Source organism: Candidatus Omnitrophota bacterium (assembly GCA_040755155.1).
Lineage (GTDB): Bacteria > Hinthialibacterota > Hinthialibacteria > Hinthialibacterales > Hinthialibacteraceae > JBFMBP01.
The window spans coordinates 39,231-64,261 of sequence record JBFMBP010000029.1 but is presented as its reverse complement, the minus strand read 5'-3'; the positions used below and the strand labels follow the sequence as shown (position 1 = coordinate 64,261).

Genomic DNA, 25,031 nt, shown 5'->3' with positions numbered 1-25,031 from the left:
GTTATTCCTCCATTTCCGCGCAGCATTCGCATTCGGCGATTTCAGCGGCTTTTTCGTATTCGCGGATTTTTTTCGCCGCCAAAATGCAGGGGCGGCGGGCGATGAGTAGAGTCAGTTCTTCTTTTTGCAAACTCTCGCGCAGGATTTTTTCGAATTGGTCCTGATTTTTCGAAGGATCGATAACATGAACGTTCGGAACGCCGATAGATCGGGCTAAATCTTCCAAAACGACTTTACCCGTCGGCTGGTGATCGAGAGTGCGTCCAGTAGCGGGGTGCTCCTGCAATCCGGTCATGGCGGTGGTTCCATTATCTACGATGATGACGACGTGGCCGGTTGCGGGAGGGTTGTAAACCATTTCGATCAAGCCGGTAACGCCGCTATGGACGAAAGTGCTGTCGCCAATGATGCTAACGACTCGCCGAGCTTGTTCGCCGGGCAATACGCGCCGCAATCCCAGGCCGACGCCGATGCTGGCGCCCATGCAGACGCAGGAATCCATCGCTTCGAACGGCGGCAGAACTCCCAGCGTGTAGCAGCCGATATCTCCGGCGACGATGCAATCCAATTTTCTTAGGATTTCGAAAACGGAGCGGTGGGGGCAGCCCAGGCAGAGCTGCGGCGGTTTGCCCTTGGGGGGCGGCGTCTCCTGCGAAACGTCTCCTTTAACAATGCGTCTTACCCGATTGACGTTCAATTCGCCGAAGCGATACATATCGTCTTTGCCTTCCACGGAAATTCCCGCGGCGCGTATCGCATCGACGAGGTAAGGATCGCCCTCTTCGATAACGAGGCAACGATCCATTTTTTCCGCAAAACAACGGATTGATTCCAGGGGAAGAGGATGGGTCATGCCCAATTTTAGGAGGCTGGCTTCCGGCGCGGCTTCGCGGGCGTGCACGACGGAGACGCCCGAAGAGATAATTCCTAACGCCTGATCGCCTTCGACGATTTTATTTAGGCCGCTTGTTTCATTCCAAGCGGCGATTTTTTTGATTTTCTGGCGCAATTTTTTATGGGCGATGCGGGCGTAAGCGGGAATCATTACCCGGCCTTGGATATCGCATTGAAAACTTGCGGGAGATGGAGGCGGCAGAGGTCTCGGCTTGACGATGGTTTTGGAATGGCATATCCGCGTCGTCATGCGCAAGAGAACCGGAATGCGCCATTGTTCGGAAATCTCGATGGCGGCGGCCATAAAATCGAACGCTTCCTGCGAATCGGACGGCTCAAGCATAGGCAGGCAGGCGGCCTGGGCGTAATGCCGGTTATCCTGCTCGTTCTGGCTGGAGGCCATGCCGGGATCGTCGGCGGAAACGATAATCAGCGCCCCAGAGACTCCCGTATATGCTGCCGTGAAGAGGGGATCGGCGGCTACGTTCAAGCCGACATGCTTCATAGTAACCAGGGTGCGTCCGCCGCCGAAAGCGCTGCCCAATCCCACTTCCAACGCCGTTTTCTCGTTGGGGGACCATTGGGCATGTCCTCCCAAATCCGCGAAAGTCTCCAGGATTTCCGTGGATGGCGTGCCGGGGTATCCCGTTCCCAAAGCGACGCCCGCATTGTGCGCGGCCAAGGCCACGGCTTCATTTCCGCTCAATAACATGCGCTCGGTAATCTTCATTCCTTGGACCGTTTCTTAATCATTCATAATTATGTGCGAGAAGAAACATGATGGAGTTATTTTGCTTATCGTGTTGAATCACGAAAGCGCGAAATGGCGCGAATTTCACGAAATTTTCGAATCACGGATATCCCGGATTTTTAGGAATTTCACGGAAAAGTCCTTTTTATGGCGTGATCCAAATGCTTATTCGATTTTATGATTTTTTTCGTGTTTTTCATTATTCCTTCGTGTTTTCGCGATTCAAACGATGAAGGTAAAAGATTCCTTTCATGTCCCATAGCGCGCAATATGAGTTAATAACTCATGTTGCACAGCAAATATTTTCATGTCATCGGAAAAATCGTTCAAAAAAGGTATTGATATCTCCATAATTATGGCGCTTTCGAAATGGAAAAAGAGTCGAATGCCGGGAAATTTCTTCTCCCAGCCTTGAAAGGCTGGGCTATTGTCAATTGCCCCTTTAAAGGGGCAAACGTTAATAGCCCGCCGTTTCAACGGCGGGTAACTTTATGCGCGATAGGGAATCTTATGTTCCGCTCTCCTAAAATCAAGAGCCGTCAGGAAATCGCGGCGGCTGGTCTTGTCAAACAGCCATTGCCCAATCTTTTCCCTAGCATCTCCGCCATAAGAACGGCGTCTTTGACGATAAGAACGAAAACGTCCGCCGTGATGGATTGATCGCCGTCCACTCGCGCATGGCTGGGATTGGGATGAACCTCGATAATCAACCCATCGGCTCCGGCGGCGAGAGAGGCGCGGCTCATGGGGCGCACCAGCGAGGCGACTCCGGTTCCGTGGCTGGGATCGGCGATGACGGGAAGATGGCTCTTTTCCTGCAGAATGGGAATGGAACTTAGGGAAAGAGTGAAGCGGGTTTCGGTCTCAAAGGTGCGAACGCCGCGTTCGCAGAGAATCACCTGCTCGTTGCCGCGTACAAGAATATATTCCGCCGCCAGTAGGAATTCCGTGAGAGTGGCGCAGAGGCCGCGCTTGAGCAACACCGGCTTTTGCAGCGAACCGGCCACTTCCAAAAGGGGGTAGTTCTGCATATTGCGCGCCCCGATTTGGATTACGTCCGCATATTCGGCTACTAAATCGGCCTGATCGACGCTGAGCAATTCGGTTACGATGGCTAGGCCTGTCTCCTCCCGCGCCGCCGCCAACATTTTTAAGCCATCCAACTTGTGTCCCTGGAAGGAATAAGGGCTGGTTCGCGGCTTGTAGGCGCCTCCGCGCAGCGCCGAGCCTCCGGCGTCTCGCACTTGCCGGGCGGCGGTAACGATTTGTTCTTCGCTTTCCACTGTACAGGGGCCGCCGATGATGGCGATGGCGCCTCCGCCGACCATCATCGGGATGCCATCCTTCGGTTCGATGGAAATAACGCTGTCCGCCGGATGCAGAGCGCGGCTGGCGAGTTTGTAAGGGGCGGATATGGGAATGACCCGGCTGACGAATTCGCAAGCGCTCAGCTCTTCCGGCAGAACCTGATGGTTGATTCCGATGACGCCGATGATGGTGGCGTCTTCGCCCTGGCTGATCATAGGCCGGGCGCCGCCTTGAACGATTACCGCGACGACCTGGTCGATGTGAGATTGGTTGCATCCGTGTTTCATTACGACGATCATGAGTCTCTCCCTTGAGCATCGCCAAAAGAGAAAAGCCGCTGGGGAGAATCTCCAGCGGCTTTTCTTTTCGGCTTATTTTTCGGTATGCGCTAGAACAATCCTCCCCTTATTCCTATGGTAGGATACCAAAAGTAAAATCGATAGGAATAAGCGGTATTGAGAATCATCTGGGCATAATCCGTTTTATTTTTTTTTAGAATAGCAACATTTTAATAGGACAATGAATTATTGTCAATTCATACAAGCGATGTTCAGGCAACTAAATCAAAAAAGTATTTTTTGTTAATATCTCATGTTACGCAGCCAGAAGAATCGTTCAAAAGAACAGGAAGGTCGTCATTTATTTGCGTTATTGAATCACGAACTCACGAAAAGGCTCGAATTCCACGAAATTTTCGAATCGCGGATATCGCGGGTGCATTTGGATCTCACGAAAAAAGCAATTCACATCGCGATCCTATGCGCTAATTTTTTTTTCTTTTTTTTCGTGTTTTTCTTTTTCGTTTCGTGTTTTCGCGATTCGAAAGGGCGATTCTAATCGACTACTTAAACTTCTTAATCCCGCGTAATATGAGTTAATAAATCGATAAAATCAAACGCCGATTTTTGGGGAAAAATGCGGTTGCAGCCATTCACAAACGGCTTGAAATTAGAGATGATAGGCCGACTCTGTTCAATTTTCATTAGACCATCGGCGCAAGGAGTGGAGTTATGATTTGGAATCCAGAGATGGAATGCATGCCCATCGGCGAAAGGAGGGCGCTTCAGTTTTACCGTTTGCGCAACGCGATTCGCCGAGCCTATGAAAAGATTCCCTGCTACCGTAAAAAATTCGACGAATACGGTATTAAGCCATACGATATCAAGCACTTAAGCGATATCTCCCAACTTCCTTTCACTACTAAGGACGATCTACGGCAGAATTACCCCTTCGGCATGTTCGCCGTACCGATGAAGCAGATTGTGCGCGTTCATTCCTCATCGGGAACGACGGGAAAGCCGGTCGTAGTCGGTTATACGAAGGAAGATATCGATATCTGGGCCGAAACGATGGCGCGCACGATTTGCTGCGGCGGGGGTACGAGCGACGACATCATTCAAATCGCTTACGGGTATGGCTTGTTCACCGGAGGTTTGGGCGTGCATTATGGCGCGGAGAAGGTGGGCGCCACCGTCGTCCCCATTTCCGGCGGCAATACCAATCGGCAAGTCATGATTATGCAGGATTTCCAGGTTACGATGTTGGCTTGTACGCCGTCCTACTCTCTTTACATCGCTGAAGTTATGGAAGAGATGGGAGTAGACCCCGCCAGCCTCAAACTCAGGGCGGGCATCTTCGGCGCCGAACCTTGGAGCGATCAGATGCGAAAAGAGATCGAAAAGCGCCTGAAATGCAAGGCGATCGATATCTACGGTCTCTCGGAAATCATCGGCCCCGGAGTCGCCAGCGAATGCGAAGAGCAAAATTGCCTGCATGTCTTCGACGACCATTTCTATCCCGAAATCATCAATCCCGCCACGGGGGCGCCGCTGCCGCCGGGCGAAAAAGGCGAACTCGTATTTACCTGTCTGACGAAAGCCGCCTTTCCCGTTATCCGCTTCCGCACTCGCGATCTCAGTTGCCTGCATGCCGAACCCTGCCCCTGCGGGCGGACGCATATTCGCATGGAACGCATCACCGGGCGGACGGACGATATGCTCATCATCCGGGGCGTCAATGTCTTTCCTTCGCAGATTGAAGAGGTTCTTTTCCAAACCCAGGGGGTGGAGCCGCATTATCTCATCATCGTCGACAAACGCGGCGCGTTGGACGAATTGACCGTGCAGGTGGAAGTCGAGGAAAAAATCTTTTCCGATGAGGTGAGACGGCTGGAGGAGTTGCAAGACCGCATCCAAAAACAGATCGAGTCGATATTAGGCATCGGCGCGCGCATCCAGCTCGTCGAACCGAAAACCATCGAGCGCAGCATGGGCAAAGCCAAACGAGTGTTGGATCGCCGGTTGCAGAATGGGGCGTGAAAAGGGAAATGAAGGAGTCATGAAATGAAATTGCGTCAAATCTCCGTTTTTGTGGAAAACCGGACGGGACGGGTGGCCGAAGTGGCAACGCTGTTGAGAGACGGAAACATCAATATCCGCGCCGTCACCCTGGCGGATACGCACGATTTCGGAATCGTGCGGCTGATCGTCAACAACGTCGACGAAGCGTTGAAAATACTGCGCGACAATAAATTCACGGCCTTGGATACGGAAGTCGTCGCCCTCGAAATTCCCGATGCTCCCGGCAGCCTTTGCCGCGTGCTCGATCTTTTAGGCAAGGAAAATGTGAACGTGGAATATCTCTATGGCTTTGTCGAGCGATCCGGAGAGAAAGCGATATTAATCTTCCGTTTCGAAGATGCGGATCATGCCGTCAAAGTGATTCAGGCGAATGGATTGCGCATCTTAAGCGGCGAGGAACTCTACAAACTTTAATAAATCCTGGGCTTTATCTTAAGAACAATCGACATCGCCGTTTAGGAGCCTTAAGCGAGGATGGACAGTAAAATCCCATTATGCGAACCGAATCGGGTGTGGAATCCCGAATTCGAATGCCTTCCTGAAGAAGCGACGCGCGCCCTTCAGTTGAAGCGTCTCGTCAACACCGTCAGCCGCCTGATCGAGAACGTACCCTTTTACCGTAACCGCCTGAAGAATGCAAGCGTAACGCCGGATTCCATCCGCAGCCTGGACGATCTTCGCCGCATCCCCTTCACAACGAAAGACGATCTACGCGAACACTACCCCTACGGTTTATTAGCTACGCCGATGGAGAAGGTGGTGCGCATTCATGCTTCGTCGGGAACGACGGGCAAACCCACGGTGGTTCCCTATAGCCGCAAAGACCTCGATACCTGGTCCGAATTGGTAGCCCGTTTGCTGATGGCGGGAGGCGTGACGGAAAAGGATATCGTCCAGATCGCTTTCGGATACGGCCTTTTCACCGGCGGATTCGGCTTGCATTACGGCGCGGAAAAATTGGGGGCCGCCGTCATCCCCATATCCAGCGGCAACTCGGAGCGACAGATTCAAATCATGAAGGATTTCGGGGCTACGGCGTTGGTTTGCACTCCCTCCTACGCTCTTCATTTGGGCGAGATATTGCGGGAGATGGGCGTCGAATCCAAAGATCTTTCCTTGCGCTTCGGCCTTTTTGGCGGCGAGCCGTGGACGGAAAACATGCGGGTCCAGATTCAAAAAAGCCTGGGAATTCTCGCTACGGACAACTACGGCCTTTCGGAAGTGATGGGGCCGGGCGTGGCGGGCGAATGCCTGGAACAGAACGGATTGCATATCTTCGAAGATCATTTTATCACCGAAATCATCCATCCCGAAACCTGCGAACCGGTTCCTTTCGGCGTGGAAGGAGAATTAGTCATCACCACAATTACCAAGGAGGCCATGCCGGTGCTGCGTTATCGCACCCGGGACATCACTCGCCTGATGCCGGAGCCATGCCCTTGCGGGCGGACTTTTCCCCGCATGGTCAAAGTCATGGGACGGACGGACGATATGCTTATCATACGCGGCGTGAACGTTTATCCCTCCCAAGTGGAAGAGGCGCTGCTGGAGGTGGAAGGCATCGAGCCTCATTACCAGATCATCTTGCGCAAGCGCGGCGCCTTGGACGAAATGGAAGTCCGCGTGGAATTGGAAGAAGCTCTTTTTACGGATCAGATGAAGGAAATGCACTTTTTCGAGCGCAAAGTCGTCTCTCACTTGCAAAAACGTTTGAACCTAACGCCGAAAATCGTATTCGTGGAGCCGAAATCCATCGAACGAACGGCGGGAAAGTCGAAACGGGTGTTCGATTACCGCAACGAGAACGGCTCGGGAAAATGAAGAATTCATTCAAACCGAAAAATATCGATGTATTTGATTATAGGGATATTGAATATTTGCGAGAGATGACTTAGGTTAGTAGCGGCAAACGGCGGTCACGCCGAATTTTTCCATGGGCGCCAACGATTCTTTTTCTTACGTTTTATGAATGGACAATTATGAAATCAACGTTTTATGTTTTTGGGAGATGTAACGAACAAATAAAATGAAAGGGGGTGAAATACGATTGTTTTTTTCGGATGGAAACCCGAAACGTTGATTTTATTATTGGGAATGCTGTAAAAAAAAACTTAAAAAAAGGGATGGGGAGGTTTTTTATGATTAGACGTCCTCTTATTCAGACGATTCCATTCGCTCTCTGTTTTGTCTTGTTGGGTTTCGTCCCATTGCAAGCGGCGGAGAATACGGGCGACCTCGAACAGCGGGTAAAACAACTCGAACAGCAGCTAACCGAACTTAAAACTTTGTTGCAAGCGGAAAAAGAAGAAGAAGAAAAAGAAAAAGCGGCGGAGGCGGCCAAACCCGCCGAACCGGAAAAACCGGCCGGCATGACACTGCTGGGCAAAGGCACGTTGCAAGTGGGCGGAGATATACGCTTCCGTCCCGAATATTTCGACAATGTGTGGGATTATAACGATGATGGCGCTACCGAAGATTCGCGCGAAGTCATCCGTTTCCGCCCCCGCGTCTTCTTGGACTGGAAGCCAGCGGACAATATGGAAGCCTATATCCGCATGACCAAGGAATGGGTCTACGGCCAGGACAATGAGCACTTTGGATACGACGTCGAAGGCAAAGACGCCATGTTCGACAACGCCTGGGGCGAATGGAAAGATATTTACGGCTCTGGCGTCAATCTCCGCATAGGCCGTCAGGACCTGATTTACGGCGAAGGCTTCGTCGTTTTGGACGGCACGCCCCAAGATGGATCGCAGACCATCTCTTTTGACGCCGCCAAATTGACGGTGAATCACGATTTGGGCGCCACCGATCTTCTTTTCGCCAAAATGGTGGAATTGAATTCCCAACTCGCCGATGATGAAGACCTTTATGGAATTTACAACAAATTAACGTTCGATCAGGTCGAAGGACTTGGGCTTGAACCTTACTTCTTGTCTCGAAGCAAAAGAGCCCGCGCGAATATTACCGGCGCTCCCGGTACGGTTTCTTATCCTTTCAGCCCTTACGATCCATCGCCCAGAGAACAAACATATCTCGTCGGTATGAGAGCGACTTACAAAACCGATATCGCGACCGACGTAACGCTGGCGCTGGCGGCGGAAGGCGGCAAGGAATTCGGTCAGGTTGAATTCACGGGTTCGCCGGTTTTGGATTATGCGAATCTGGCAGCTACGTCTTCGGGATATAGCCGCAACGCCGCTAATGACGTCGATCGAGACGCTTGGGGCGGGTACATCAATGGAACGCTGACATTCAACGCCGTTCCGTGGAAACCCAGTTTCAAAGCGGGCGTAACCTATTTCTCCGGCGACGATCCCTCAACGGAAGATTACGAAGGCTGGGACGATTTTTACGCCCAATGGCCCAAATACAGCGAACTGTACGTCTATACTCTTTACGACGGCTTCAAGTTCGCCACGCGCGGCAACGATCCCGAAGTGGGAATGTGGTCGAACATGATTATTCCCGAAGCGATGATTACCGTGAAACCTACGGATCGATTGACGCAGTCTTTGCGTTATCTCTACTACCTGGCGGAAGAGAGCATTGGCCCCGGCGGCGGAGACGAACGCGGTCACAACTTGCAATGGCTTACGCAATATGTCTTCACCGACAATTTGAGCGGCCATTTCCTTGGGGAATGGTTTGCGCCGGGAGATTTTTACGGTCCCGATGCGGATGATGCTTTCTATGCGCGCATCGAGTTGATGTACAAGTTCTAAATGGAGCAACCATTTGGAGGGGCGGTTCTTGCAGAGCCGCCCCTTCCCTACAGGGGAAGGAGAAGAGGATGATGAAAAAGGGTTTGATTCCACTATTATTAATCGTCTTATTGTTCGCCGCCGGCTGCGGGCATCACGGGGAAGAGACGGAAGTAGCCGTCAAGGCGGAAAAAGAAGCGCCGGCGCCGGAAACGGTCAAAGAAGAACCGGCCGCCGAAACGGGGCCGATTAAGATCGGCGCCATTTTCGGAATTACGGGACCGGCTTCGAAGCTGGGCGAACCGGAGCGGAATACCGTCGAGATGCTGGTGGAAAAGATCAACGCCAGCGGCGGCGTGAACGGCCGGACTTTGGAAGTCATCATCGAAGACACCGAAGGCGCCGAACAAAAAGCCGTGGAAGCCGTTAATAAACTGCTCGAAAAGGACGGCGTTTGCGCCATCATCGGTCCTACGCGCAGCGGTCCCAGCATGGCGGTCATCCCGATTATGCAGAAAAACGAAACGCCGCTCATTTCCTGCGCCGCCGCCGATTCCATCGTCGAACCGATTGCGGAAAGGAAATGGATTTTCAAGACGCCGCAAAAGAACAGTTCCACCGCCATTCAGATTTTCAATCACATGAAAACGGCGGGTATTACGAAAGTGGCCATTATCACGGGAACCACCGGCTTCGGCAAGGAAGGCCGCGACCAACTATTGCGGCTGGCGCCGACGATGGGCATTACTATCGTCGCCGATGAAACGTACAATCCTCCCGATACGGATATGACGGCTCAGTTAACGAAGATTAAAGGAACCGACGCGCAAGCCGTCATCAACTGGTCTATCGTTCCAGGCCAGAGCATCGTGCCGAAGAACATGAAGCAGCTGGGCATGACGATTCCGCTATATCAAAGCCACGGTTTCGGCAATATCGCTTTCGCGAATGCGGCGGGAGATGCGGCGGAAGGAATCATCTTCCCCGCCGGCGCTTTGCTGGTTGCGGATCAACTGCCGGAAACGTATCCGCGCAAAGCGTTTCTTTTGGAGTATAAGAAGGATTACGAAGCCAAGTACGGCGGCGAAGTGAGCACGTTCGGCGGCCATGCTTATGATGCTCTGATGCTACTCGTGGAAGCGATCAAAACAGTGGGAACGGATAAAGCGGCTATTCGCGATCAATTGGAAAAAATCCAAAACTTCGTAGGAACCGCCGGCGTCTTCAACATGACTCCTGAAGATCATACGGGGCTAGGCGACGACGCATTCGAATTGATTACCGTGAAAGGCGGCAAGTTCGTTTTACTGCAATAGCGTTTTTGGGGACGGCGAAAAAGAGACTTGGGCAGGGGCGGCGTCCTCACCGCCCCTGTTTTTATTCGTTATAACTCATGTTACGCTCAATGAAAAACATTAAGGCGAAATTAGGATCGTCGATAGAATCACGAAAACTCGAAAGATTAAGGAAAACACGAAAAAAACATAAAATTGCATGACGCAAGGAAATGCGCCGCGAAAAGGATTTTTCAGTGGAATCCCAAAGAATCTGTGATATCCGTGATTTAAAATTTCGTGGCATTCGTGCAATTTCGTGGTTTCGTGATTCGAAAACGCACCGAAAATAAAATCTATGTTCTGCGTTGGATTGGCTGCTCCAACCTGCGGGCGAGACGCCCGCGCTCCCAGGCTGCGTAACATGTGGTTATAAGAATAAAATCGAAATGAAGAATATTTTCATTCGAAATCGATATAGAGCCTTTCAGTATTGGGCTATCTCAAGGGCAGAAATAACCTTGCTCTTGCCGCCCATCGCGATCGAGCGTTGTTTTTATGGAAATCAGCCTATCTAACCAGATTATTCAATATCTTGTAACCGGCGTCAGCATCGGCGGCATCTACGCTATGGTCGCCATCGGCTTCAACATCATTTATAACGCCACCGGCATCATCAATTTCGCCCAAGGCGAATTCGTCATGCTGGGCGGACTAGTCATGGTCACCCTTACTAACACGCTGGGCCTTCCTATGTATATCGGTTTCTTTTTGGCCGCTTTCCTGGTAGCCGCCATTGGGGGGATTTTCGAGCGCCTGGCGATCAATCCCATGCGCAACGCCAGCGTCTTGACGTTGATTATCGTTACGATCGGCGGTTCCATCGTTCTTAAGGGAATCGCCATGTTCGTTTGGGGAAAAGAGACTTTCTTTCTGCCGCATTTTTCCGGCGAACAACCGATTCGTTTGCCCGGCGGGGCGACTATCTTGCCGCAAACGTTATGGATTTTAGGCGTCACGTTCATTACGGTGATTCTGCTTACGGCGTTCTTTCGCTATACTCTGGCGGGAAAAGCCATGCGCGCCTGCGCGGACAACCGCGTTTCCGCCGCTCTCGTGGGCATCGACGCCGGGCGTATGGTCTTTTTCTCCTTCGTTTTGAGCGCCGGAATCGGGGCCGTCGCGGGAATCATTATTACGCCCATCGCCCTGATGGATTACGATCGCGGCTTCGGCCTCGCTTTGAAGGGATTCGCCGCCGCCGTGCTGGGAGGATTGGGCAACAGCGCGGGGGCCGTTATCGCCGGATTCATGATCGGTATTCTGGAATCTTTGGGCGCTGGATTGATCTCTTCCGGCTATAAGGACGCCATCGCTTTATTCGTGTTGCTGCTGATTCTCTTCGTCCGTCCCAGCGGGATTCTTGGCAGCGCCGAGACGGCGAAATTGAAGAAATTTTAATCGGGAATCGATTTCTTGTTGAGATTTTCTATGTTTGGATACTCGTAATGGGGAAACATAATATTTTATCGTTATTGTTTTTTGCGGCCGTTATCGCCGCCATACCGCTTTTGATCCAATTGAAACTCGTCAACTCTTATTGGCTGACCATATTGATTTTCGTAGGCATTGACAGCCTGGTGACCATTGGATTAAGCCTGTTGATGGGATACGCCGGTCAAATTTCCTTGGGCCACGGCGCTTTTATCGGGCTGGGCGCTTATGCTTCCGGCTTGATGACGACTCAGCTGGGATGGAATCCTTGGCTGGCCATGATCCTCGCTTTGCTGCTGACGAGCGCCGTCGCTTTATTGATCGGCATTCCCTCGCTTCGTCTTCATGGACATTATCTGGCGATGGCTACGCTCGCTTTTGGCGAAATCGTCGTTATCGCGTTAACGGCGGAGATCAACCTTACGGGAGGGCCTTCCGGATTCGGCGAAATTCCCAATCTCTCGCTCGGCTTTATTCGTCTCGACACGAATTTGAAATATTACGTCTTCGTGTGGACGGCGGCGGCGTGCGTCATGATCCTGGCGTTGAATATCATCCATTCGCGAGTGGGAAGAGCGCTGCGTTCCATCCACGGCGGAGAATTAGCCGCCAACGCGATGGGAGTGGATGCGACGATCTACAAAATCCAAGTCTTCGTTCTGAGCGCCGCCTTGGCGTCGCTGGCGGGCAGTTTTTATGCTCATTACGTAACGTTTATCAGTCCCCAATGCTGCTCGCTGAAAGTATCCGTCATGCTGGTCGTCATGGTCGCCGTGGGGGGAATGAACAGCCTATGGGGCGCGGTTCTCGGCGCCTTTCTAATGAGAGTATTGCCGCAGTATTTGCGCGTATTCAAGGATTACGACATATTAATTTACGGGCTGGTTCTTATGGTGATTATGATCTTTTCCCCGGGCGGGATTTTCGGCGCGCTGCAATCGGCCGTCGCGCGGTTGCGCAGCGGGATCGATTCCATTCGGAGAGAGGCCGCTTGATCGATGGCGGATGCGCTTCTATCCCTTGCGAACGTAACGCGGCGCTTTGGCGGCTTGACGGCCGTATCGGGAGTGAGTTTCGACGTCGCTCCCGGCTGCATTAAGGGCATCATCGGTCCCAACGGCGCGGGAAAAACGACAATATTCAATCTTATCAGTTCCGTGATTCCGCCCAGCGCCGGGACGATTTCGTTATTGGGACGAAGTCTGTTTGGAAAGAAGCCTCATATTGTCGCTTTCCTGGGAATTTCCCGCACTTTTCAAACAGCGCAGATTTTTCCCAACATGACAATTCTCGAAAACGTCATGGCGGGACGCCATTGCCGGACGAAGACGGGATTGTTGCGAGCCGCCTTCAAAACGCCGTTCGCCCGCGCCGAGGAGCGGCGCGCCGCCGAGGAAGCGCGGGAATGGCTTGCGTTCGCCGGCGTGATCGGCCATTACGACTCGCTGCCAGGCGATCTTCCTTTCGTAATCCAACGCAAAACGGAAATCGCCCGCGCTTTGGCCACAGAGCCGAAATTGATCCTGCTGGACGAACCCGCCGCCGGACTCAATATCCGCGAGACGGAGGACATGGGCGATCTGATCCGCAAGATTCGCCAGGCGGGAATAACGGTACTGGTCATCGAACACGATATGTCGTTAGTGATGAATATCTGCGATGAAATCTGCGTTTTGAATCACGGAGCGAAGATTGCCGAAGGCGCGCCGCGCGATATTCGGAACAATCCGGACGTCATCGCCGCCTACCTGGGAAAGGAGAAAACCTAGGTGCTGCAAGTGGCCAATCTCGTCAGCTGCATTGGGCGCGTGGAGATCATCAAGGGCGTCTCCTTTCACGTGCGAGAAAAGGAAATCGTTACTCTCATCGGCGCCAACGGGGCGGGGAAGAGCACGCTTCTCAACACCATCGCGGGATTGATCCCGCCGAGGCAAGGCGAAATCCGTTTCGACGGGCGCAACATCGCCCGTCTTTCCCCCATGCAGACGGTGCAGCGCGGCGCGTCGCTCGTGCCGGAAGGAAGGCAATTGTTCGCTTCGCTCTCCGTGATGGATAATTTGCTATTAGGTTCGTATCATTATCACAATAATAGCCGCACGGCCAAGGAACGGTTTAACGAACGCCTGGCTTTCGTTTTCGATTTGTTTCCTCTTCTCAAGGAACGGGAAGAACAGCTAGCGGGCACGTTGAGCGGCGGCGAACAACAGATGCTGGCTATTGCGCGCTCGCTGATGTCAGACCCGAAAATGATTCTCTTAGACGAACCTTCGATGGGCTTGGCGCCTCGAATCGTGGAGGAAATCTTTCAGACGATCGATCTTCTGCGCCGCCAGGGATTGACCGTTTTGCTCGTGGAGCAGAATGCGCGGATGGCGCTGGATTTGGCCGACCGGGGGTACGTCATCGAAACGGGATTGGTGGTCATGGAAGGCGATTGCCGGGACTTGAAGCAGAATCGCGAAATCGAACGCGCTTATTTAGGCAAGGGTTATCAAGAGATATGGGAATGATCGATAAGTGATGAATGATGAATGATGAATGATGAATGATGAATGATGAACTTCCTTTCCAAGGAAATGTTTTTGACGATAGCATGAAAAAAATAGGATGGGTCGCGTTTTTTGACTCATCATAATTTCATAGAGGAGTAATTGATGGGTTAAACGATGTGATCCATCCTACGATTACTATCAAGAGATTTGGGAATAAATAACTCATGTTGTGATTGAATTTACTACCCTCACCCTACCCCTCTCCCAAAGGGCGATGGAATGGTTATGCGTAACATGAGTAAACAAGGCGGAATTGTCGAGGTGCGCCATGCCTATTCTGGAAATCGATCGTGAAACCATGAGCCGCGAGGAATTGGAGCAGCTGCAATTGGAGCGTTTGCAGGCCATCCTGAACCGGGTCATTCGCAACGTCGCTTTTTATCGGAATTGGTTCAGCCAAGAGAAAATTCTTCCCAGCGACTTACGTTCTCTCGGCGATTTGGTCAGGCTCCCTCTTATCGATCGTCAGACGTTGGCGGCGAATCATCCTTATGGCATGTTCGCCGTTCCCTTGCGCGAGGTAGTCCGGCTGCATCCCAGCGCGCCCGGCTATGGCGATCCGGTAGTGATCGGCTATACGAAAAAAGACGTGCTGGTTTGGACGGAATTAAAAGCGCGCAGTTTTGCGGCGGCGGAAATGTCGCCTAACGATCTGGTTCAAGTGTATCTCGATTACTTGTTATTCCCCGGCGCGGTGGTAGCTCATTACGGCGCCGAACAATTGGGCGCCTGCGTTACTCCTCTTTACAACTGCCCCATTTCCGATCAAATCGAGATCATGAGAAATTACCGCACGACGGTGCTCATCTGCACTCCCACCCGGGCGATTCATATTATTCGCTACATGCGCGAGCGCGGCGTCGATCCCAAATCGCTGTTCCTTCATACCGTCGTGCTCGTGGGCGAACGCCTTTCTCAGAACGTGCGCAAGCAGATTGAAGAGAATTTGCAGGTCAACGTTTTTATTCAATACGGCGTTCCCGAAATCTGTTCTCCCGGAGTTGCTTACGAATGCGGCCAAAAAAACGGCCTCCATCTCAACGAAGATCATTTCCTCGCCGAAATCGTCCATCCCGAAACCGGAGAGCGGCTGCCAGAAGGCGAACGGGGCGAACTGGTTCTGACGACGCTGACCAAAGAGGCCTTTCCCCTCATTCGATACCGCACCGGCGATATTACTTGCTTGTATGGGGAAGCGTGCGCTTGCGGGCGCACGTTTCTGAGAATGGAAAGCGTCGCGTCCCGCACCGACGATCTCCTAGTGGTGGAGGGGACGGAGTTTCTCCCCTCCGAAATCGGTCATGTCCTTTCGCGCGTCGAGCACGTTACGGCGAATTATTCTCTGACGATTCTGCGGGAAGAAACGACAGACCGCATCGAACTTGATGTCGAAGTGACGCCGGAAATTTTTCAGGATCGCATCAAGACGCTGGAATCGTTGCGCGGAAATATCGAAGAAGCATTATTCGAAAGATTGAGAATTCGCCCTATGGTCCGTTTGGTGGAACCCATGAGTCTGCATGGCAGGGAACGAATTATCGATAAACGCAATCAGAATGGATAAGCGCGCATATAGAAATATTCTTTAAACAAGCATAAAATAAATTTTTTGTAATTTTTTCCTTTGGAAAGGCGGCATCATGACTCGGGTAGCTATCGGCATCGATCTTGGAGGAACGGATATTAAAGCGGGCTTGGTCGCGGAAGACGGAACCCTTTTAGGACGCTATAAAAAAGCGACGGAAGCGCAAGTGGGCGGGCGCAAAGTCGTAGACCGCATCGGCGATTTGATTCAGGAAATACTCGATTCGAAGGAGATGGAGGGAAGACGAGGCGATTTGCTGGGCATCGGCGTCGGCAGCCCCGGCTTGATCGATCACGAGAAGGGCGCCATTACCCGCCCCGTCAATATTCCCGATTGGGACTATTGGATCAATGTGCGGGAAATTTTCCTGGAACGCTTCGGTCTCCACACGTGGGTGGATAACGACGCCAACGTCTGCGCCTTGGCGGAGGCGTTGTTCGGCGCGGGACGGGGTAAAAAAGTAGTGTTGGTGCTTACTCTGGGCACGGGCGTAGGCGGCGGCATCGTCAGCGAAGGCAAAGTATATCACGGTTTTTGCGGCTTCGGGGGGGAGTTGGGCCATATTCTCGTCCATGTAGGGGGCAACGTCTGCTGCTGCGGCAATGAAGGCTGCCTGGAGGCCTATACATCCGCCAACGCCATTGGGAAATACGCCTCGGAGCGCATTCGCGTCGAACATGTTCCCTCGCTGCTAAAAGAAATGGCGGATTCCGAAGGGAAAGTTACGGCGAAAATGGTGCATGAAGCGGCCTTGAAAGGGGACGAAGTGGCGTTGAGCGCCATCGCGCGCGCGGGCAAATATCTCGGCATCGGCCTCGCTACGTTTATCGTATGCTTCAATCCGGAAATCATCTGCATTGGGGGCGGCGCTTCGAATATGGGGGATATGCTGTTCGATCATGCGCGGCGCGAAATCGCCTGGCGCGTGTTTTTCCATTCCCACTACGCAACGCCGATCGTGCGAGCGCAGCTGGGGGAAGAGGCGGGAACCGTCGGCGCGGCGGGATTGGCCTTTTCTTGAAAATTGCATTCGGGACGTTCGATAGAAAAAAGGGCGGCGTTGGAACCGCCCTTTTTTTCGTTGCGTTTTTGAATCGCGAAGACGCGAAAAGGCTCGAATTCCACGAAATTATTGAATCACGGATAGCGCGGATTCTATTGGATTCCACTGAAAATCCTTTACATGTCGCCAATCGTTGATTCAACCGTTTCTTCTGATTTTTCTGTGGTTTCTTTTTTTATTGTGTTTTCGCGATTCAATAAGAGTAACGATCTAAATGCGAGTTTGAATAAGAGAAAGCATGACCAAAGAAGAATTGAAATCCTTCGCGCTAAAAGCGGGTTTCGACGCCGTGGGGATCGCATCCGCCGAACCGCTGACGTGGAATCATTTTGCGGATTGGATTCGGCGGGGATTTCATGGAGAGATGGCTTATTTGGTGAAACGTTGCGAGGAGCGGCGGAATCTTTCCCTGCTTTTAGAAGGAACGAAAAGCGTTATTACCGTTGCCAAGCGGTATTTAATTTCTGAAAAATATGAAGACCCGGACGCGGCATTTATCGGTTCCGTATCCCGCTACGCCTGGAGCGAAGATTATCATGGGGTAATGAGAGATGGTTTGCAGAAAATCGCCGATCATATCGCCGAACGGACGGACGGCGCCCATCGGACGCGCGTTTGCGTCGATTCCGCGCCGTTGTTGGAAAGGGATTTTGCCGCGCAGGCGGGAATCGGCTGGGTGGGCAAACATACTAATTTGCTCAACCGCGATTCGGGGGGATGGTTTTTTCTAGGCGCAGTGTTGACGACGTTGCCGCTGGAGCTGGATTTTCCTACTACTTCGCATTGCGGAACGTGCCGGCGTTGTCTTGACGCCTGTCCTACGAATGCTTTTTCTGAACCCTATTCGCTCGACGCCCGCAAGTGCATCTCTTATTTGACGATCGAATTGAAGGGAAGCATTCCCTTGGAAATGCGTCCTCAACTCGGCCAGTGGATTTTCGGCTGCGATCTCTGTCTTGAAGCGTGTCCTTGGAACCGTTTCGCCAAGCCCTGCGCAGAGCCGCGATTCCAACCGCGTCAGGAGTGGCGAATCATCGATTTGCTTGAGATTATGAGGCTGGATGAGGAAGCGTTTCGCCAACGGTTTAAAGGCAGCCCCATCTTGCGCGCCAAGCGGCGGGGTCTGCTGCGCAACGCGGCGGCGGCTTTAGGCAACCGCCGCGATCGACGCGCAGTTCCAGTTCTACTTGATGCATTGCGCGATCCAGAGCCGTCTATTCGTGCGCACGCCGCTTGGGCTTTGGGCGAAATCGGCGGCGATGAGGCATTCGATGGTTTAGCGGCGGCCTTGCCGGATGAAAAAGACGAAGAAGTAAGCAGCGAAATCCGGCTGGCTTTGAATCGCCGCGATGAGCGATCGATTTCTCCAACGTAATTTGGAATTAATTCTCCAGCGTTATCCCCCCTCCTTGCCATATTTTCATGGATATTTCATACTTTTCCGGATTGATTTCGATGGAAGAATGAGGTGATGAACATGTCGAATTCTGCGATTTTGCTTGCGATCGATATCGGCGCCACCAGCGTGAAAACCGGCGCTTTCTCTTTGGACGGCAAATTATTGACATCCGCCAGCGCACCCAATGCGCCCAAACCGCAGCCCGATGCGCCGCCGGAATGGCGCATTTGGGATGTGGAGGAAATATGGAACTCCATCTGCGGCTGCTCGAAAAAAGTAATGAGCGAATTAGGCGGAGCGCCGGAAGTGCGAGGCGTCGCCGTAACCGGATTCGGCGCCGATGGCGTTCCTATGTCCAAGGAAGAGAAGCAACTCTATCCCTGCATCAGCTGGCATTGCGGGCGCACGGCGGCGCAGGCGGAAAAAGTCAGCGAAATATTGGGGCGGAAGGCGATTTATCAAACCACCGGCTATCATAATTATTCCATCAACACGCTTAATCGCTTTCTCTGGCTGCAAGAGAATCAACCGCAAGTTTTGGAACAAGCCGCTTATTGGCTGCATGTGCAGGACTACATCGTTTATCGCCTTACAGGCCAGTTCTCCACCGAACTCACTATCGCTTCCACGATGATGTGTCTCGATCTGCCTAAGCGAACTTGGGCGGAAGAGATGCTGGCGAAAGTGGGGATTCCCGCGCATTTTTTGAGTCCGCTGCACGATTCCGGCGCCCGCGTCGGCGAGGTGACGAAGGCGGCCGCCGAGACGAGCGGCATTCCCGCCGGGACCGTCGTCGCTACCGGCGGACATGATACGGAACTGGCCGTCATCGGCTCCGGCATTCACAGCAAGGAAACATTTCTGGACATCAACGGGACGTGGGAAATCTTGATGGCCGTTACCGATTTCTGCCGCCCGTCGGATGCGGATTTTTCCCACGGTTTGGATTGGGAATGCCACGCCGCTCCGGGGTGGTGGAACTGCCAGGCGCTGATGATCGCGGGAGGCGTTATCGAATGGGTGCGCAACCAGTTCTATCGAGAATGTTCGTCCTACGACGTTCTCATCAAAGAAGCGGCGGAAGCGCCGCTCGGCGCCAACAACGTCTATCTCCTGCCCGCCTTCGTGCGCGGCATGGGGCCGTCGCAAGCTTACGATCCGCTGGGGACGATTTTGGGAATCAACACGCAAACCGACCGCCGGGACATCGCCCGCGCCCTATTCGAGGGTTTGTCCTATCAAACCTATCAACAGATTGGCGCCATCGAGCAGAGTCTGGGCGTGAAGGCGGAATCGATCCGCGCGGCGGGCGGCGGGCAAAAGAATCCTTTCTGGATGCAGATGAAGGCGGATATGTGCGGCAGGAGTTTGGATGTATTGCAAGACGTGGAAGCCACTATGCTCGGCGCCGCTATATTGGCGGGCATCGGAGGCGGCGTCTATCGGGACATTGCCGACGCCTTGAGCCATATTTCCATCCCAGTCGACTCCGTCGAACCCATTGCAGAAGCTCATGAACGCTACGTCGAGCGTTTCGATAAAACCGCGTCCAAGATTCCGCAAAACTTGGAATCCGTTTATCGCGTAATTCATTCCTACCGGGAATAAATAAAAAAACAGCCCGCCCTGGCATTCAAGACGGGCTGTTCTTGTTTAAAAAAAGGGAAGTTATTCTTTTTTCGGCGTACTTTCCGCCTTTTTTTCCGGTTCCGGCGTGGGGGTTGGCGTCTCTTCCGCTTTTACGCTGTGCGCCATTTGGATGATTTTTTCCACTTTATCCTGATTTAAAGCGTAAACCTCATCCGGTTCTTTTCTCATGCCGAAGTAATAAGAAATCCCGTCGCTGGAGGGTTTGGGTCCCGCCAGCGCGATCGTTTCGCTTTTGGCGTCCGTCTTGAGTTCTATCGTAAGAACGGGTTGGCTGAGATCGGCGGTTTTCGTTGCGTCATCCAAAAATTGTGCGATTTCCAGATCGACGGCTTCCCGCACGAAATCCATCATGGGGGAATATTCCGCTTTCGCCAGTTTTCCGCCTTCTTCTTTGGGCAGCAGATACCAATCGCCGCTGGATTTAGTAGCTTCGAAAATGGTTTCGCTGGCGGCGGAAACCTTTACGTTTTTGATATCCCACGAACGCAGGGAAGAAATTTTCTTCATGCGCAGGGAAAGGACGTCGTAGGGCACTTTATCCAAGTCTTTGGGATCGATGGCGAAGACGTTTTTCTGGCCTTCGCGCATGGCGTATACGTTATCAGTTGTACTGGTGCAACCAATGAGCAGAGCGCGGGACGACCAGCTGGATTCGTTGGCCTTTTCGCCTGTCCAGAAAACCAGGCGGGTGGCGGGTTGCACCAGTTCGTAGGCGGCCAAGTTGTCGGGATGCTCGTCGATGAATTGCTTGATCTTGCCGTTTTTGATTTTGCTAAGCATGTCTTGAATCTTCGTGGAATCGGCGCGGGCTAGAACGGGTTCGGTGATCGTCCATTCGTCTTCGCCTTTGCGGTCGGCTTTGAGTTTTAGGCCGGGTTGATCGACTTCGAACCGTTGGACTTTCGCCGCGTCGATATCGACGATGGTTTTGTCGCGCAGGTCGAAGAGTTTCTTGTCACCGCTGGTATACATGCTGCTGTAGACGGTAACGACTTCGCTGCTTCCTTTCACCAAGGCGTAATACTTTCCGGATGTGGGAGTGGCTTTCCCAAAAAGGAGCGTAGAAGCCGTGGCGCCGTTGACGCCGGAGACCGTAACTTGCAGCGTGGGTTCCTTGAGGCCGAAGACGCCGATGTCTTTGGGATTTTCGTCGATGACGCGCTGTTTTTGGCCGTCGGTGATGCTGCGGGCGATGTTGTCCCAGGCGCTTTTATCGCCGCCGGTTTCGAACGGCTGCACCATACGCCAATTTTCTCCGTCCATGACGGCCTTGAAAGTTCCTTCCTTGTTGACGATGGAGATTTCTTTCACCTCGTCTTGTTTCAAGGCGATAATCTCTTTATCTTTTTCTTCCAATTCTTTTTTTTGTTCTTGCCGTTTCACATCCCAAAAATAGAGCAAGGCGATAACGGCGGCGATAACGAGCAGAACGAGATTGCGTTTCATTCATCCTTCTCCTTTCAACCGCGGAATCGCTTCATCAGGCAAATTACGAAGCCGAAAATGGCGACGCAACTCGGCAGAGCGACGAGGGAGGTATAGAAGACGAGATTGGCTTGAACCGGCGTGACAATGATGGCTTCCCCCTTATCGTCCTTGGGGCGAATGGAAATCATGTCTTCCTGCTTGCTAAGCCAGTTGAGGGAATTCATTAATAAATCCAAGCCGCGCATGTATTGCTGATTGTTGATAAAGTCGGAATCGCCGAAGACGATGAGGCGGGTTTCCGGCTCTTCCTTTTTCTCCTCGGGATTTTCGGCATCCGTCTTTTTCTCTTCCGTGACTTCGGCGATTTTCACTTTGGCGGGCATGGTGACGGCGACGGCGATGGCGACGGGACCGGCTTTGTCCTCGCCCTCATCCAATAACGCCTGCTTCTCATCCATCAACTTCTTGATATTCGTTTCCGCCCAGCTCATCTTGCTGGTTTTAACCAGTTCCGTAACGTTTACGCCCTCCGGCAGGGGCGATTTCGGGGTGACGCTGCGGACGATGGGAAAAACGATGCCCGGAACCGAGTTGCCGAAGGCGCGAGTGATTTCGTGATCGCCCAGTTCGGCGATGAGCGGAGCGATGGGGCTGCCGCCGAAGAGTTGCAGCATTTTATTGTTTTCCACGATCCAATCGTTGCCCAAAACCACGCCGTAATTCTCGTCCAGGAACTTTTCCAACCCGGAGTTTGTTTCCGGATCGATGAGGGCGATGAGTTTGCCTCCATAACTCAGATAGTTCTGCAGGGCGGTGATTTCCGGTTCGAAGAAGGGCGTCTTGGGGCGGACGATGACGACCATGGCGGCGTCGTTGGGAACTTCGCCGGTATTGAAGAGTTGCAGCTCTTGCACTTTGTAGCCTTCTTCTTCGATCAATTGCTTGATGCCGCTGATGCCTTCCTCCTCTTCGCTGGAAATGGAGCGTTCGGTATGGCCCGTCGTGAAATAGATCACTTTCTGGCTGGTTTTGATCAGTTTCATCAAGGCGTTGGTAAGCGTATTTTCGTTGACGGGATCGACTTTTTCCCGGCGTTCTTCCTTGGCGCTGACGTAGATGGCGCCTAACGTGACGGGCGCCAATTTTTCCACTTTTTCCGGATTCTTTTCCGGATCGAGCAGTTCATAGGTGAATTGATTCGAATAGAAGGCGTATAACGCAAGGAGGTCTTTCGCCTGTTCGGTCTGGCGGGGAGTTTGGGGATTGATAAGGAACAAAGCGTGAATCGGCTCTTTCAATCCCTTCACCATGTTGATAGTCTGATCCGCCAGGCTGAATTTTTTCGCTTCCGTCATATCGAAGCGGGCGCTGTGATTGGCGAAAAGCATTTCCAGGAAAATCACGATGGCCAGGAAGACGGCGATGGAGACAGCCATGTTGGCGCCTTCCATCGCGGCGCGGCCTGTGAGTTTTTCCATAAGAAAATTGATGTTCATAGCGGCGTAAATCAGGATCAGGACGCCGCCCAGCGCCAGCGGCGCCGCGGCGTAGGCGACCAGTTCCATACGGATAACCCAGACGAGCAATCCAAGAGCGGCGAGAACGATTCCTAAAATTCCTAAAACGTTATTTTTGGATGACATGATTTATCCCCTCCACCGGTTGGATTCGAGTATGCGCAGCGTGAAAAAGAGAAAGAAAACGGAGAAGAGGATGTAATAGGCGGCGTGCCCCGTCGTGATGACTCCCTTGCCGAATTCGTCGAAATGGGCGTAAACGGAAATCTCGTTGCAAATTTTACCCAAAAACGTATTCGGTTGGATTTCATCGACGAAGCCGATCATCCACAGCACTAGCAGGGAGGTAAAGGAAACCATGCCGGCGACGATCTGGTTCTCCGTCAACGCCGAGGCAAAGATGCCCAGCGAAAGAAAAGCGGATCCTACCAAAAGCACGCCCAGGTAGGATGCGAGGACGGCGGGAATGTACGTTTGATCCGCCACAACGATATTGGACAGAAGGACGTAAACGAAGGTGAGAGTGAGCATTCCGATAAGCACCGTCAAAGCGGCGAGGAATTTGCCCATTAAAACTTCGATATCTTTAATCGGATAGGTAAAGAGCAATTCGAGAGTGCCCAGTTTTTTCTCTTCCGCAAAGAGGCGCATGGAGATCATGGGAACGATGAAGAGCAGGATGAAAGTCATCACGCCGGTGATGCCCAAGAGAACCGTTTCCGTATAATTGGGCAGCTGGGGCGCTCCCATCTGCCGCTGCATCATGGCCATTTGGCTCCAACGGATGTACATGGAGAAGTACATGTTAAAGAAGACGGCGCAGACGACGAGGAAGAGAACGTACATGACGTAGGCGAGAGGCGAAAAGAAGTAGGCGCGCAGCTCGCGTTTGTAGATGGCCCAAGCGTTTTTCATTTCACGCCTCCTTATTTTCGCCGGCGATGATTTCCACGAAGATGTCTTCCAGCGTGGGATCCATCGAACGGATTTCGTATAAAGGCCAACCGCGGCCGGCGACCCGGTTGACGATGTCGGGACGGATGTCGAATTGCGGATTGGCTTCGATCATGACCTGGCAGAATCCGCGATCCGGCAATTCGGAACTTTCGATCTTCTGAACGCCTTTTAAATCGGAGAGGGCGTCGTTGATCTCGCTGCTGGGCGCCCGCAGCACCAGGCGGATGATGGTGGATTTGGCGAGGCGCCGCGACAGTTCGCCGACGGCGTCGGACGCCACGATGCGGCCTTCGTGAATGATGAGCACGCGGTCGCAAATCATGCTGACTTCCGGCAAAATGTGGGTGGACAAAATGACGGTGCGCTTGCCGGACATGTTTTTAATCAGCTGGCGGATTTCGCGAATCTGGTTGGGATCGAGACCGACGGTGGGTTCGTCGAGAATCAGCACTTTAGGATTTCCCAACAAGGCTTGGGCGAGTCCCACCCGCTGGCGGTATCCCTTGGATAATTTTCCCACGGTGCGTTGGGCTACGTCCGAAATTCCCGTTTCGTCCATCGCTTCGCGGATGGAAGCGGCGCGGTCGCCGGGCGCGATGTTTTTCACCTGGGCGACGAAGCCGAGATAACTGAGGACGTCCATATCCAGGTAGAGCGGGGTGTTTTCCGGAAGATAACCGATGATTTTTCTCACTTCCAGCGGCGCGGTGCGCACATCATGGCCGCCGACGATCGCCCGCCCGCTGGTGGGGGGGGAATAGCCGGTGAGAATCCTCATGGTCGTCGTCTTTCCCGCGCCGTTCGGTCCGAGGAAACCGAGAATTTCCCCTTCGGCCATTTCGAACGATACGTCGTCGATGGCAGTGACGCGGCTGAATACTTTTTTTAAATTTTCTGCAACAATCATGGCTCTCCTCTTACCTTTGTTATGAGAAGTAGTGGAGTAACAACAGGCTTGAATAAAAAATAATTACAACATGGGTTTCTTAAACGATTCTGTCCGGATTAAGTAACGCAAGAATTCCGCTAGGAGCGCCTAGCGAAATCATTTCGTTGGCTTCCGGAACGAAAGATCAAACGCGATTTTGAAAAACG

At 52.6% G+C, this 25,031-nt stretch carries 19 protein-coding genes; 13 read left to right on the top strand and 6 right to left on the bottom strand.

Annotated features, from left to right (window positions below):
- Position 1: 1 nt before the first annotated feature.
- On the bottom strand, positions 2-1,624 hold the full coding sequence (locus tag AB1656_03130) for a thiamine pyrophosphate-dependent enzyme (GenBank protein ID MEW6234357.1): 1,623 nt from the start codon (positions 1,622-1,624) through the stop codon (positions 2-4).
- Between the two features lie 560 nt (positions 1,625-2,184).
- Positions 2,185-3,252 (bottom strand): 3-deoxy-7-phosphoheptulonate synthase, encoded by a 1,068-nt coding sequence (gene aroF / locus AB1656_03125; GenBank protein ID MEW6234356.1) that lies wholly within the window; start codon positions 3,250-3,252, stop codon positions 2,185-2,187.
- 711 nt (positions 3,253-3,963) lie between these two features.
- Between aroF and AB1656_03120 the strand changes: the two genes are divergently transcribed.
- The 13 genes from AB1656_03120 to AB1656_03060 all read left to right on the top strand — a co-directional run bounded on the left by AB1656_03120 (position 3,964) and on the right by AB1656_03060 (position 19,992).
- A complete protein-coding gene (locus AB1656_03120; GenBank protein ID MEW6234355.1) occupies positions 3,964-5,271 on the top strand; it encodes a phenylacetate--CoA ligase in 1,308 nt (435 codons plus the stop codon).
- Between the two features lie 24 nt (positions 5,272-5,295).
- Positions 5,296-5,727 carry an ACT domain-containing protein gene (locus AB1656_03115; GenBank protein MEW6234354.1) on the top strand — a complete coding sequence of 144 codons (432 nt, stop codon included), beginning with the start codon at positions 5,296-5,298 and terminating at the stop codon, positions 5,725-5,727.
- A gap of 60 nt (positions 5,728-5,787) precedes the next feature.
- Positions 5,788-7,134, top strand: a complete 1,347-nt coding sequence (locus AB1656_03110; protein ID MEW6234353.1) for a phenylacetate--CoA ligase — start codon at positions 5,788-5,790, stop codon at positions 7,132-7,134.
- Positions 7,135-7,451: 317 nt separating this feature from the next.
- On the top strand, positions 7,452-9,038 hold the full coding sequence (locus tag AB1656_03105) for an alginate export family protein (protein MEW6234352.1): 1,587 nt from the start codon (positions 7,452-7,454) through the stop codon (positions 9,036-9,038).
- 68 nt (positions 9,039-9,106) lie between these two features.
- Positions 9,107-10,333 (top strand): ABC transporter substrate-binding protein, encoded by a 1,227-nt coding sequence (locus AB1656_03100; GenBank protein ID MEW6234351.1) that lies wholly within the window; start codon positions 9,107-9,109, stop codon positions 10,331-10,333.
- A 522-nt stretch (positions 10,334-10,855) separates the two neighbouring features.
- On the top strand, positions 10,856-11,752 hold the full coding sequence (locus AB1656_03095) for a branched-chain amino acid ABC transporter permease (GenBank protein ID MEW6234350.1): 897 nt from the start codon (positions 10,856-10,858) through the stop codon (positions 11,750-11,752).
- A gap of 47 nt (positions 11,753-11,799) precedes the next feature.
- Positions 11,800-12,780: a branched-chain amino acid ABC transporter permease gene (locus AB1656_03090; protein ID MEW6234349.1), complete on the top strand. Its 981-nt coding sequence runs from the start codon at positions 11,800-11,802 to the stop codon at positions 12,778-12,780.
- Positions 12,781-12,783: 3 nt separating this feature from the next.
- The gene (locus AB1656_03085; protein MEW6234348.1) at positions 12,784-13,554 is read left to right on the top strand and encodes an ABC transporter ATP-binding protein; all 771 of its coding nucleotides are present in this window, start codon (positions 12,784-12,786) and stop codon (positions 13,552-13,554) included.
- Complete coding sequence (locus AB1656_03080) at positions 13,555-14,295, top strand: ABC transporter ATP-binding protein (protein ID MEW6234347.1); 741 nt, start codon at positions 13,555-13,557, stop codon at positions 14,293-14,295.
- A gap of 310 nt (positions 14,296-14,605) precedes the next feature.
- Entirely contained in the window at positions 14,606-15,901 is a 1,296-nt protein-coding gene (locus AB1656_03075) for a phenylacetate--CoA ligase (protein ID MEW6234346.1), read from the top strand.
- 76 nt (positions 15,902-15,977) lie between these two features.
- Positions 15,978-16,943 (top strand): ROK family protein, encoded by a 966-nt coding sequence (locus AB1656_03070; GenBank protein ID MEW6234345.1) that lies wholly within the window; start codon positions 15,978-15,980, stop codon positions 16,941-16,943.
- 280 nt (positions 16,944-17,223) lie between these two features.
- Positions 17,224-18,360 carry a tRNA epoxyqueuosine(34) reductase QueG gene (gene queG / locus AB1656_03065; GenBank protein ID MEW6234344.1) on the top strand — a complete coding sequence of 379 codons (1,137 nt, stop codon included), beginning with the start codon at positions 17,224-17,226 and terminating at the stop codon, positions 18,358-18,360.
- 102 nt (positions 18,361-18,462) lie between these two features.
- A complete protein-coding gene (locus AB1656_03060) occupies positions 18,463-19,992 on the top strand; it encodes an FGGY family carbohydrate kinase (GenBank protein ID MEW6234343.1) in 1,530 nt (509 codons plus the stop codon).
- Between the two features lie 60 nt (positions 19,993-20,052).
- Here the strand turns inward: AB1656_03060 and AB1656_03055 are convergent, their stop codons facing one another.
- The 4 genes from AB1656_03055 to AB1656_03040 are packed head-to-tail and all read right to left on the bottom strand — an operon-like array spanning position 20,053 to position 24,843.
- Positions 20,053-21,480 (bottom strand): DUF4340 domain-containing protein, encoded by a 1,428-nt coding sequence (locus tag AB1656_03055; GenBank protein MEW6234342.1) that lies wholly within the window; start codon positions 21,478-21,480, stop codon positions 20,053-20,055.
- Positions 21,481-21,494: 14 nt separating this feature from the next.
- Positions 21,495-23,105 carry a Gldg family protein gene (locus tag AB1656_03050; protein ID MEW6234341.1) on the bottom strand — a complete coding sequence of 537 codons (1,611 nt, stop codon included), beginning with the start codon at positions 23,103-23,105 and terminating at the stop codon, positions 21,495-21,497.
- Positions 23,106-23,108: 3 nt separating this feature from the next.
- A complete protein-coding gene (locus AB1656_03045) occupies positions 23,109-23,894 on the bottom strand; it encodes an ABC transporter permease (protein ID MEW6234340.1) in 786 nt (261 codons plus the stop codon).
- Between the two features lies 1 nt (position 23,895).
- A complete protein-coding gene (locus tag AB1656_03040) occupies positions 23,896-24,843 on the bottom strand; it encodes an ATP-binding cassette domain-containing protein (GenBank protein ID MEW6234339.1) in 948 nt (315 codons plus the stop codon).
- Between the last annotated feature and the right edge of the window lie 188 nt (positions 24,844-25,031).